The sequence below is a fragment of the Actinoplanes xinjiangensis genome (assembly GCF_003148685.1).
Lineage (GTDB): Bacteria > Actinomycetota > Actinomycetes > Mycobacteriales > Micromonosporaceae > Actinoplanes > Actinoplanes xinjiangensis.
The window spans coordinates 274,626-286,492 of the sequence record NZ_QGGR01000014.1; the positions used below are offsets into that span (position 1 = coordinate 274,626).

Annotated in this window: 12 protein-coding genes; 8 read left to right on the forward strand and 4 right to left on the reverse strand. The window is 71.2% G+C overall.

What is annotated here, in order from left to right:
* Positions 1–12: 12 nt before the first annotated feature.
* A complete protein-coding gene (gene pflB / locus BC793_RS29265) occupies positions 13–2,238 on the forward strand; it encodes a formate C-acetyltransferase (protein WP_211340652.1) in 2,226 nt (741 codons plus the stop codon).
* Positions 2,235–2,969 carry a pyruvate formate-lyase-activating protein gene (gene pflA, locus BC793_RS29270; protein WP_109598332.1) on the forward strand — a complete coding sequence of 245 codons (735 nt, stop codon included), beginning with the start codon at positions 2,235–2,237 and terminating at the stop codon, positions 2,967–2,969. The genes pflB and pflA overlap by 4 nt, the downstream gene beginning before the upstream one ends.
* 84 nt (positions 2,970–3,053) lie before the next feature.
* On the opposite strand, the gene BC793_RS29275 is transcribed toward pflA, so the two are convergent.
* Complete coding sequence (locus BC793_RS29275) at positions 3,054–4,709, reverse strand: CocE/NonD family hydrolase (RefSeq protein WP_109598333.1); 1,656 nt, start codon at positions 4,707–4,709, stop codon at positions 3,054–3,056.
* Positions 4,710–4,926: 217 nt separating this feature from the next.
* Positions 4,927–5,574, reverse strand: a complete 648-nt coding sequence (locus tag BC793_RS29280; RefSeq protein ID WP_109598335.1) for a response regulator — start codon at positions 5,572–5,574, stop codon at positions 4,927–4,929.
* Positions 5,575–5,735: 161 nt separating this feature from the next.
* On the opposite strand from BC793_RS29280, the gene BC793_RS29285 reads away from it, so the two are divergent.
* The 6 genes from BC793_RS29285 to BC793_RS29310 all read left to right on the forward strand — a co-directional run bounded on the left by BC793_RS29285 (position 5,736) and on the right by BC793_RS29310 (position 10,978).
* A complete protein-coding gene (locus BC793_RS29285) occupies positions 5,736–7,307 on the forward strand; it encodes a GAF domain-containing sensor histidine kinase (RefSeq protein ID WP_109598388.1) in 1,572 nt (523 codons plus the stop codon).
* A gap of 47 nt (positions 7,308–7,354) precedes the next feature.
* Positions 7,355–8,311: an Acg family FMN-binding oxidoreductase gene (locus BC793_RS29290; RefSeq protein ID WP_109598337.1), complete on the forward strand. Its 957-nt coding sequence runs from the start codon at positions 7,355–7,357 to the stop codon at positions 8,309–8,311.
* 64 nt (positions 8,312–8,375) lie between these two features.
* Positions 8,376–9,080, forward strand: a complete 705-nt coding sequence (locus BC793_RS29295; RefSeq protein ID WP_203896158.1) for an energy-coupling factor ABC transporter permease — start codon at positions 8,376–8,378, stop codon at positions 9,078–9,080.
* Positions 9,077–9,418 (forward strand): PDGLE domain-containing protein, encoded by a 342-nt coding sequence (locus BC793_RS29300; RefSeq protein WP_109598341.1) that lies wholly within the window; start codon positions 9,077–9,079, stop codon positions 9,416–9,418. The genes BC793_RS29295 and BC793_RS29300 overlap by 4 nt, the downstream gene beginning before the upstream one ends.
* A complete protein-coding gene (cbiQ, locus tag BC793_RS29305) occupies positions 9,405–10,169 on the forward strand; it encodes a cobalt ECF transporter T component CbiQ (RefSeq protein WP_109598343.1) in 765 nt (254 codons plus the stop codon). Before BC793_RS29300 ends, cbiQ begins: the two co-directional genes overlap by 14 nt.
* A 62-nt stretch (positions 10,170–10,231) precedes the next feature.
* On the forward strand, positions 10,232–10,978 hold the full coding sequence (locus BC793_RS29310; RefSeq protein WP_109598345.1) for an energy-coupling factor ABC transporter ATP-binding protein: 747 nt from the start codon (positions 10,232–10,234) through the stop codon (positions 10,976–10,978).
* 22 nt (positions 10,979–11,000) lie between these two features.
* On the opposite strand, the gene BC793_RS29315 is transcribed toward BC793_RS29310, so the two are convergent.
* Complete coding sequence (locus BC793_RS29315; protein WP_109598347.1) at positions 11,001–11,453, reverse strand: peptidoglycan-binding domain-containing protein; 453 nt, start codon at positions 11,451–11,453, stop codon at positions 11,001–11,003.
* A 233-nt stretch (positions 11,454–11,686) separates the two neighbouring features.
* Positions 11,687–11,867, reverse strand: a 181-nt coding sequence (locus tag BC793_RS29320; RefSeq protein ID WP_146246494.1) for a phosphoketolase family protein, incomplete at its 5' end; no start/stop codon positions are given.

Consider the following 11,867-nt stretch of genomic DNA (forward strand, 5'->3'; position numbering starts at 1 on the left):
CAGGGAGGAAACATGGACGCGTGGCGCGGGTTCGCCGGCACGACGTGGCGCACCGGGATCGACGTGGCCGGGTTCATCCACGACAACGTCCGGCCGTACGACGGTGACGCCGCCTTCCTGGCCGGGCCGACCGCGCGTACCACCGGGATCTGGGCCAGGCTCTCCGAGATGTTCGTGGTGGAGCGGGCCGACGGCATCTACGACGCCGACACGTCCACCCCGTCGACGATCACCGCGCACGCCCCCGGATACATCGACCGGGACGCCGAGCTGATCGTGGGTCTGCAGACCGACGCGCCGCTGCGCCGGGCCATCATGCCGTTCGGCGGTCTGCGGATGGTCGAGGGCGGCCTCCAGGCGTACGGCCGCGAACTGGACCCGGGCGTCAGGAAGGTGTTCACCGACTACCGCAAGACCCACAACGCGGGTGTCTTCGACGCGTACCCGGCCGACGTCCTCGCCGCCCGCCGCTCGCACATCATCACCGGCCTGCCCGACGCGTACGGCCGCGGCCGGATCATCGGCGACTACCGCCGGGTCGCCCTCTACGGCGTGGACCGCCTGATCGAGGACCGCCGGCGGATCAGGGCCGCCCTGGACGCGCGCCTGTCGGTTGCCGACGTGATCCGCGACCGCGAGGAGATCGCCGAGCAGATCCGCGCGCTGGGCGAGCTGAAGACGATGGCGGCGTCCTACGGCTTCGACATCTCCGGGCCGGCGGCCACCGCGCAGGAGGCCGTCCAGTGGCTGTACTTCGCCTACCTGGCCGCCACCAAGGAGCAGAACGGCGCGGCCATGTCACTCGGCCGGACCTCCACCTTCCTCGACGCCTACCTCGCCCGTGACCTGGACGAGGGCCGGATCACCGAGGAGTTCGCCCAGGAGCTGATCGACGACTTCGTGATCAAGCTGCGGATCGTCCGGTTCCTGCGCACCCCCGAGTACGACGAGCTGTTCTCCGGCGACCCGACGTGGGTGACCGAGTCGATCGGCGGCATCGGATCCGACGACCGGCCGCTCGTGACGAGGACCAGCTTCCGGTACCTGCAGACGCTCTACAACCTGGGCCCGGCGCCGGAGCCGAACCTGACGGTGCTGTGGTCGCAGCGGCTCCCGGAGGGTTTCAAGAGGTTCTGCGCCCAGGTCAGCATCGACACGAGCAGCATCCAGTACGAGAACGACGACCTGCTCCGGCCGTACCTCAGCGACGACGCGGCGATCGCCTGCTGCGTGTCGGGCATGCGGGTCGGCAAGGACATGCAGTTCTTCGGCGCGCGGGCCAACATCGCGAAGGCGCTGCTCTACGCGATCAACGGCGGCCGCGACGAGATCAGCGGCGCGCAGGTGGCACCCGCCACGAAGCCCCTGAACGACGACGTCCTCGACTACGACGAGGTCTTCGAGGCCTACGACCGGACGCTCGACTGGCTCGCCGAGATCTACGTCGACGCGCTCAACGTCATCCACTACATGCACGACAAGTACGCCTACGAACGTCTCGAGATGGCCCTGCACGACTACCCCGTGCACCGTTTCCTGGCCACCGGCATCGCCGGTCTCTCGGTCGCCGTGGACAGCCTGTCGGCGATCAGATATGCGCAGGTCAAGCCGGTCCGCGACGAGACGGGGCTGGTCGTCGACTACGCGGTGGACGGCGACTACCCGACGTTCGGCAACAACGACGACCGGGTCGACGCGATCGCGGTGGACCTGGTCGACCGGTTCATGGCCAAGATCCGCCGGCAGCCGATGTACCGCGGCGCCGAACCCAGCCTGTCCGTCCTCACGATCACGTCGAACGTCGTCTACGGCAGGCACACCGGCAACACGCCCGACGGCCGGCGGCTCGGCGAGCCGTTCGCGCCCGGCGCCAACCCGATGAACGGCCGCGACCGGCACGGGCTGGTGGCGGCGGCGCTGTCGGTGGCGAAACTGCCGTACCGCAGCGCCCGCGACGGCATCTCGCTGACCATCACCTCCACCCCGGACGGCCTCGGCCGCACGAAGGACGAGCAGGTCGGCAACCTGGTCGGCGTCCTCGACGGCTACACCGACAGCCACGGGTTCCACATGAACGTCAACGTCCTCGACCGGGCGACCCTCGAGGACGCGATGGCGCACCCGGAGAAGTACCCCCAACTCACCATCCGGGTGTCCGGTTACGCGGTGAACTTCGTCCGGCTGACGGCGGCCCAGCAGCGCGACGTCATCTCGCGGACCTTCCACGGTTCGCTGTGACGATCACCGGGAGTGTGCACTCGTTCGACGTCTCGACCGGCGTCGACGGGCCGGGGACGCGATTCGTCGCGTTCCTGGCCGGGTGCCCGCTGCGCTGCCTGTACTGCCACAGCCCCGACACCTGGTACCGCCGCAGCGGGCGCCCGATGGACGCCGACGAACTGATGGCCGAGATCTCGCGATACGAGCGTTTCATCAAGGTCGCGCGGGGCGGCGTCACCCTCTCCGGCGGAGAGGCACTGCAACAGCCCGATTTCGTACGCGAGATCTTCACCCGTTGCCGCGCAAAAGGCCTGCACACCGCCCTGGACACCAGCGGCTACCTCGGTGCGAAGGCATCCGACGAGCTGCTGGACGTGACCGACCTGGTGCTCCTGGACGTCAAGTCCGGTGACGAGGACACCTACCACCGGGTGACCCGGACCGGCTCGCTGGCGCCGACGGTCGAGTTCGCCCACCGTCTGGCGGCCCGTGGCATCCCGATCTGGATCCGCTTCGTCCTGGTCCCCGGCCTGACCGACACCGTCGAGAACGTCGAGGCCGTCGCCACGATCGCCGCCTCGATCCCGACCGTGGAGCGCGTCGAGATCCTGCCGTTCCACCGCCTGGGTGCCGGCAAGTACGCCGCCCTCGACCAGCCCTTCCCGCTGGCCGACACCCCCGCCCCGTCCCCGGAACTGCTGGACCGGGTCCGCGGCCAGTTCCGCGCCCACCACCTGACCGTCCACTGAACCCCCCGGCCACACCCCCCGGCTGGTCGTCACCGCTGTCTCAGGCGCGCCGAGACAGCGGTGACGACCAGCCGGGGGGTGTGGTCACGGCACCCACACCGGCAGTTCGAGGTGCGACGGGCGGGACGGGTCGTGCGAGATCTCCTGCTCGGCGCGGTGCGTCGTGGAGGCCACGGCGGCCGGCTCGCCGGAGCCGGGGTTGCGGGCGTACCGCGGATGGGCGCCGGAGCTGACCTGCACACTGATCCGGTGCCCGGCGGCGAACGTGTGGAACGCCGGCCACAACTCGATCTCCACCTCCGCGAAGTCCCCGGTGGACGGGCCGATACGGCGGATCGCGTCGCACACGGTCATCGAGCGGCCGTCCGGGTGCACGTCACAGATCCGGACGAAGACGTCGGCGCTGGGCTGCGACGACCGGAACCGGATCCGCGCGACCGGGGTCCCGGCGATCGTCACCGCGGCGCCGAGCACGTCACCGCGGAACACCACCACGTCCGGGCGGCTCTCGTGGGCGGCGTTGTCGAGCGGCCCCTGCTTCGGTTCCAGGCTGGGGCCGCCGACCGCCGGGGTGGGATCGTCGGGGTCGTACACGTAGCCGGTCACTCCCCCGTCCGGGACGTCGGCGTGCAGCCGGCCGGTCGCGTGCAGGTTCCAGGTCTGCCCGGTGGTGCCCGGCGGCGGCCAGGACGGCAGGTCGTGCCACTGCTCCACGCCGGTGCGGTAGGCGCGGACCGGGGCCGGGCGCGTGCTGTCCGTACCGGTGAAATGCTCTTTGAGGAACGCGGTGGCCTCACCGACCGCGGTCGCGGCCAGCTCGCGGGCCGAGTGTCCCCACGGGCCGATGGTGAGCCGGGGCGGCCGGCCGGCGGCGGTGAGGGCGGCGTGGTTGTGCAGCTGCCACGGCAGGAAGATGTCGTACCAGCCGGTGATCATGTAGACCGGGGCGGTGACGTCGGTGACCGAGGCGGTGTGCGACTGGCTCGCCCAGTACTCGTCGGTGAGCCGCTCGTGGGAGACCCAGTCCTGGTACCAGTGGACGCGGCGGCCGGTGGCCGTGACGTCGCCGTCGAGCAGCGGCAGGGTGCCGAACCCGCGCAGCAGCCGGCGGTCCGGGCGCAGCATGCCGAGGAGGAGCGGGATCGTCTCCCGGCGGACCATCCGGTTCATCATCTGCGTCCAGCCGAGCGCGTTGCGCAGCGCGAAGGCGTTGTTGTCCCAGGTGATCGCGCCGAAGTCGGGCATCGTCACGAGCAGGCAGAGGGCGTCCGGCGCGTATTCCGGGTCGTCGCGCTGCAACGTGCCGGCCACCGCCCACTGGGTGTAGCCCATGTAGCTGGGCCCGAACGTGACGACCCGGCCGGTGCACCACGGTTGCGCCCGGACCCATCGGTGGGTGGCGATGCCGTCGCGCTGCTCGTCGACCTGCGGGGTGAACAGGCCGCCCGAACCCGAGGTGCCGCGGCAGCTCTGGAACAGCACCGGGAAACCCTCCCGGGCCAGCGCCTTCGCCTCTCCGGCGACCAGACCGCTGCGGCCGTACGGCCCGCGGATCACGATCGTCGGCAGGCGCGGATCGGGATCGCCGGTGGGCAGTATCAGGTCGGCGAGCAGTTCCACGCCGTCGTCCATGGGGACCCGCAGGTTCCTACGGATCTCGAGGTCGTACGGGCCTGGGGTCAGCCCTTTGAGGGTCTGCGACTGCATCCAGCGGGACAGCCGGGAGCGGAGCGTGCGCATGAGGGGCTCCTCGGGGGTTCAGGGCGTGCGGAGGGGTACGGCCAGGGCGTCACGCAGGCGTACCACGACCGGAGAAGCCGCCGCCGGCAAGCGGCGGCGGCTCGGGGTCTCGCGCCGACCACCGCGGAAGCCCGGCGGCCGCGCTGTCGGCCGGGAGTGGGCAGGTCGTCGCGGTGGTGGCCCCGGTGCTTTCGGTAGCCGTACAAGATGAGGGTCTTCAGCGGTGTGACGGGTGGTCGCCGAGCAGTTTGGTGGCCAGGACGGCGGCCTGGGTACGGCGTTCGAGGCCGAGTTTCGCCAGGAGGCTGGAGACGTAGTTCTTGACCGTCTTCTCGGCGAGGAACATCCGGCCGGCGATCTCCCGGTTGGTCAGGCCCTCGGCGACGAACTCCAGGATGCGGCGCTCCTGGTCGGTGAGGGAGGCCAGCTCGCGCGGCTGCTCGACGCCGTTGCGGATGCGCTCCAGGACCCGCTGGGTGACGGCCGGGTCGAGCAGCGACTGGCCGGAGGCGACCCGGCGCACCGCGTCGACGAGGTCGGTGCCGCGGATCTGCTTGAGCACGTACCCGGAGGCCCCGGCCATGATCGCGGCGAAGAGCGCCTCGTCGTCCTCATAGGAGGTCAGGATCAGGCCCTTGATCGACGAGTCGACGGCCCGGACGTCACGGCAGACGTCGATGCCGTTGCCGTCCGGCAGCCGCGCGTCGAGGACGGCGACGTCGGGACGCAGGGCGGGGATGCGCCGGGCCGCCTCCTGGGCGGACCCGGACTCGCCGACCACCTCGATGTCGCCGCCGGCCTGGAGCAGGTCGACGAGGCCGCGGCGGACGACCTCGTGGTCGTCGAGGAGAAAGACTCGGATCATGTCTCCTTCCTACCGTGCGAGGGTCCCCCGCACCTAGGGCCTAAGGTCCCGGGCGGGTCCGTCGCGGTTACCGATAGCCTTGCCGCGTGGCCGAAGGAACAACCCCCTCGCTCGGTTTGAGCCCGTTGTCGCGGGTCCGTCTCGACGAGCTCCTGCAGGAGATGCAGAACCGGGTCGGCGACATCGTGACCAGCCGGGAGCGATTGCGCGCCCTGCTCGACGCGGTCGTCGGCATCGGCTCCGACCTCGACCTCAACAGCACGCTCCAGCGGATCGTGAAGGCGGCGTGCGCGCTGGGCGACGCCCGCTACGGCGCTCTCGGCGTGCTCGCGCCGGACCGCAAGAGCCTGTCCGACTTCGTCACGCACGGCATCGACCCGGCGGCGCACGCGAAGATCGGGGACCTGCCGCACGGGCGCGGTGTCCTGGGCCTGCTGATCACCGAGCCACGACCGGTGCGCCTGCCGGACATCACCAAGCACCCCAACTCGTTCGGGTTCCCGCCGCACCACCCGCCGATGCACAGCTTCCTCGGCGTGCCGGTCCGCACCCGGGACCAGATATTCGGCAACCTCTACCTGGCCGAGAAACGGTCCGCCGAGCAGTTCACCGACGACGACGAGGAGATCGTGGTGGCGCTGGCCGCCGCGGCCGGTGTGGCGATCGACAACGCCCGCCTCTACGAGCTGGCCCAGCGCCGGCAGCGGTGGCTCTCCGCGGCCGCCGAGATCACCAGTGTGCTGCTCGGCACGGTCCGGCGGACCGAGGCGCTGCGGCTGATCGCCCGCCGGGCCCGTGAGGTGGCCGACGCCGAGCTGGTGCTGGTGCTGCTCCTCGAGCCGGACGCCGACCGCTACCGGATCGAGGTGGTGGAGGGCGGCGACTCGGGACTGACCGGCAAGGTGCTGCCGGCGTTCGACGACTCGTACCGGCTGGTGGAGGACCTGCGGGACGCCGCCGAGTGGCCCGGCCCGATCCCGGGCGGCCCGGCCCTGGTCGCGCCGTTGAAGAGCAGCCCGCAGGGTGTGCTGATCGTGAGCGGGCCGGCCAGCACCGATGACGCGGCGCTGCTGTCGACGTTCGCCGGGCAGGCGGCGCTGGCGCTGGAGCGGGCCCGCGCGCAGGAGGAGCGGGAGCTGCTCGCCGTCCTGGAGGACCGCGAGCGGATCGCCCGTGACCTGCACGACGTGGTGATCCAGCGGCTGTTCGCGACCGGCATGCAGTTGCAGGGCGCGATGGGGCCGGGTGTGCGGCCCGAGGTGGTGCAGCGGATCAACACGGCCGTCGACGACCTGGACGCCACCATCAAGGACATCCGCCGGTCGATCTTCGAGCTGCGGGCGCCGGTCGGCGCGACGCTGCGGACCGAGCTGCGCGACACCTGCGACGCGGCGCTGGACACGCTCGGGTTCCGGCCGACGCTGGAGACGTCCGGGCCGGTGGAGAGCGCGGTGCCGGACGACATCGTGCCCGAACTGATCGCCGTGCTGCGCGAGGCCCTGTCGAACGTGGCCCGGCACGCCCGGGCGCACAACGTGCGGGTGTCGGTGCGGATCGCCGACCAGCGGGTGGTGTTGCAGGTGGAGGACGACGGGGTGGGCGTCGACCCGAGCCTGGCCCGGGGTGGCCTGGTCAACATGGGTGAGCGGGCGAGTGACCTGGGCGGCGAGTTCGAGATCGGACCGCGCGCGGACGGTCCGGGAACGCTGCTGCTGTGGCGGGTCCCGTTGTAGGACCTTCGGCCCTTAACCCCGGGAACCGGACGCGGCACCGTGGAGAGATGAACCGCTACGACTCGTCCGACCTGCGGCGCGCCGCAGCGGCCGGACTTCAGGCCCCGTCCATGTACAACAGCCAGCCGTGGGCGTTCCGTCTGCGGGCCGGCGCCATCGAGGTGCTAGCCGATCCGGGACGGCAGGTCACCGTCGCCGACCACAGCGGCTGGGCGCTGCGGCTGGCGCTCGGCGCGGCCACCTTCAACGCCCGGCTGGCGCTCGCCTGGAGCGGCACCCCGGCCGAGGTGAAGCTGCTGCCGGACCCCGGTGAACCGGACGTGGTGGCCCGCCTGACGCCGGCGGCGCACCGGCCACCCACCTACACCGAGCGCGACCTGTACGCCGCGGTCGATCGCCGGTACAGCAACCGGCACCCGTTCTGGCCGGATCCGGTGCCGGCCGACGTGCGGGTGCGCCTGATCGAGGCGGCCCGGGTCGAGGGCACCTGGCTGGACCTGCTGGTCGGGATGACCGCGCTGACCGGTTTCTCGGAGATCGCGCACAGCGCCGACCGGGTGCTGCGGCGCGACAACCGCTACCAGGCCGAGATGATCACCTGGACCGACACCGAGTCGGCGGGCGACGGCATCCCGGTGGCGGCCGCGGCGGCGGTGGCCGAGGCGCAGGACCTGATCCCGCAGCGCAACTTCGGTGGGCGGCGACGGGCACCGGGCCGCGACTACGAGCCGGAGCCGCTGGTCGGCATCCTGGGCACGGCCGGCGACCGCAAGCTCGATCAGCTGATGGCCGGGCAGGCGCTGCAGCACGTCCTGCTGACCGCCACCGACGCCGGCCTGTCCAGTTCGCTGATCTCCCAGCCGATCGAGGTGCCGACGGCGCGCGACCAGCTGCGGCGGTCGCTGGGCCGGTCCGGGTTCCCGCAGATCGCGTTCCGGGTGGGGTACGGCCAGCCCGGTCACCCGTCACCGCGGAGGGACGTGGCCGACGTCCTGGTCGGGTGAAGATCATCACTGACCCAGTTGCCAACTATATGCAACAACCACTGGTGATGAATATGCTGGCGCCATGGACGACGTGCGGGCTATGCACATCGCCAACGGGATCATCAACGGTCCCGTCTCGGCGATCTTCATTCTGATAGCGGTGGCGGGCCTGGCCGTCTGTGTCCGTCGCGCCAAGGTCGACCTCGACGACCGGCTCGCACCGATGGCGGGCCTGGTCGCGGCGTTCATCTTCGCCGTGCAGATGCTCAACTTCCAGGTGCTGCCGGGCGTCTCCGGCCACCTGCTCGGCGGCACCCTCGCGGTCATCCTGGTCGGCCCGTGGGTCGGCGCCCTCTGCGTGGCCACCGTCCTGCTGGTGCAGGCGCTGGTCTTCGCCGACGGCGGGCTCACCGCGATCGGGCTCAACATCACCAACATGGCGCTGATCGGGACCGCCGCGGCGTACCTGCTGGTCGCCCTGCTGCTGCGGGTCCTGCCCCGCACCGTCGGCTCGCTCGGCACGACCGCCCTGATCGCCTCGGTCATCGGCGTGGTGGTGGCCTCACTCGGCTTCGTCGCCGAGTACGCCCTGGGCGGCACCACCGAGCTGTCCCTCGGCGGGGTCGCCGCCACGATGGCCGGCGTGCACACCCTGATCGGCATCGGCGAGGGCCTGATCGCCGCCACCACCGTGGTCACCGTCGCCAAGGTCCGCCCCGACCTGGTCTACGCCCTGCGCGCGTTCCGTAAGCAGCCGACCGTCGCCAAGACGGGAGTCACCGCATGAAGAAGTTCGTGATCGCCGGCCTGTTCGTGGCCCTGCTCCTGGCCGGCGTGGTGTCCCATTTCGCCTCCGGTAGCCCCGACGGCCTCGACCACGCCGCCCGCGAGGGCTGCACCTTCAACGCCGACGACGAGATCACCGGCGGCACCTGCATGGCTCAGCGGGAGCAGGAGCACCAGCTCGCCGACAGCCCGTTCGCCGACTACGGCATCAAGGGCATCGACAACGAGTTCCTCTCCACCGGGCTCTCCGGCGTCGCCGGGGTGCTGCTCACGTTCGCGATCGGCGGCGGCCTGTTCTGGCTGCTGCGCCGCCGCTCCCCCGCCGGTGGGACGCACTGACGTGGAGCGCCTCTTCCTGGCCCGCGCCAGCCGGGTGCACCGGCTCGCTCCCGAGGTCAAGATCGCGGCGGTGCTGCTGTTCACGATCGTCGTCGTGATCACGCCGCGGGAGGAGTTCGCCGCCTTCGCCGGTTACGCCGTGCTCATCGCGCTGGTCGCCGCCCTGGCCCGGGTACCGGCCGGCTGGCTGCTCCAACGGTCCACGATCGAGTTGCCGTTCGTGCTGCTGGCCGTGGTGCTGCCCTTCGCCGGCCACGGTGAGCGGGTGGACTGGCTGGGCATGTCGCTGTCGATCGACGGTCTCTACGGCGCGTGGAACATCTTCGCCAAGGGCACCCTCGGTGTCCTGGCGTCGCTGCTGCTCGCCGCGACCACCACCATGCGTGACCTGATCCTCGGCCTGGACCGGCTGCGCTGCCCCACCGTGATCACCCAGATCATGACGTTCATGCTGCGCTACGTCGACGTGCTGATCGACGACGCCCGCCGGATGCGGATCGCCCGGCTGTCCCGCGGCTACGACCCGCGGTTCCTGTGGCAGGTCAAGGCGTTCGCGGTCGGTGTCGGCGCGCTGTTCCTACGCTCCTACGAACGCGGTGAGCGCGTCTACCTGGCCATGCTGTCGCGCGGCTACGCCGGCCGGATGCCGTCGGCCGGCGACACCACGGCCCCGGCCCGCGAGTGGGCGCTCTCCTCGACCCTGCCGGTGGCGGCCGCCGGCATCGCCGTCGCCGCGGCGATCCTGGCATGATCGCCGACCCGGCCGCCGGTCCTCGTCCCGGCGCGAAACGGCCGCCGTCCTAGCATGATCGGATGACCGCGGCGCTCAGCATCACCGGCCTCACCTTCGCCTACCCCGACGGGCGGCAGGCGCTGCACGGCATCGACCTCACCCTCGACGAGGGCGAGCGGGTCGCCCTGCTCGGCCCCAACGGCGCCGGCAAGACCACCCTGGTGCTGCATCTCAACGGCATCCTGCACGGCGGGGCCGGCCGGGTGGAGATCTCCGGCCTGCCGGTCACCCCCGGCGACCGCAAGGCGATCACCGAGATCCGCCGCCGGGTCGGCATCGTCTTCCAGGACCCCGACGACCAGCTGTTCATGCCGACGGTCGCCGAGGACGTCGCCTTCGGCCCGGCGAATCTGGGGGTACGCGGAGCCGACCTCGACGATCGGGTCACCGAGGCACTGGCGGCCGTGGGCATGCTGGAGCACCGTGAGCAGGTCCCGCAGCATCTGTCGTTCGGCCAGCGGCGCCGGGTGGCCGTGGCCACGGTGCTGGCGATGCGCCCCTCGCTGCTGGTGCTCGACGAGCCGTCGTCCAACCTCGACCCGGCCAGCCGCCGCGAACTGGCCGAGATCATCCGGTCCCTGCCGGTGACCGTGCTGATGGTGACGCACGACCTGCCGTACGCGCTGGAGCTGTGCCCGCGCTCGGTGATCCTGGACGAGGGCCGCATCGTCGCGGACGCCCCGACCGGCGATCTGCTCGCCGACCGGGACCGGATGGCCGCGCACCGTCTGGAACTGCCGTTCGGCTTCAATCCCCCGAACGTGTAGACCGCGTTCGCCGGGTGATGCCTCAGGCCGCCCTGCTCAGCGGGACCGACTCGCGCAGGCCACTGACCAGCGCCTGCCACGTCTGCGGCCCGACCACCCCGTCGATCTCGACCGTCACGCCGCCGGCCCGGATGCTCCGCTGGAGGTCACGGATGGCCGCCTCGGTCCTGGGCCCGTAGATCCCGTCGGCGCCGTCGAGGGCGAACTCCTCCTGCAGGCCGCGCACCGCACTGCCGCGCATCCCGGGCCGGACCGGTACCAGCAGCGCGCGCCACGTGTCGGCGTCGACGACCCCGTCGTCGGGAAGGCTCTTGGCCCGCTGCACGGCGCGCACCGCGGCGCCGGTCTCGGATCCGAAGACGCCGTCAACGGTGACCGTGTGACCGTGGGCGAGCAGCAGGTACTGCAGCGTCTGCACCGGGTGGTCGGTGGCTCCCTGCCGGGTCGTCGGCCAGGGGTTCAGGGTGGCGGTCATACGGGGGTCCCCTTCCTCATCGTCGAGCGACGGGTTTGTGCTCCCCTCACTTTCGCTTCCCGCGCCGATGAATAAAAGGGTGAGACAGCTCTCCGCGACACTTTCGCAAGAATTGATGAGCGCTTGCTGTCTGATTCGCGAACTCCAATGGACGAACCGCGCGCGAATCTGTTGATTCGCGCGCGGTATCGCTCACCTACGTGCACCCCGTAGTGGGATTTCCCACCGCCGGATCAGCTCTCCGCCCAGTCCTCCAGCGACCAGTCGCGGACCTCCGGCATGTCCTCCAGGTGCTCCACCACGTACCTGTCGTGCTTCTCCAGCTGCGCCTCGCACCAGGCCTTGACTTCGCTGGCACCGGCCGGCAGCCGCCGGGCGTTGTTGATCGCGTCGATCACCAGGTGGTACCGCGAC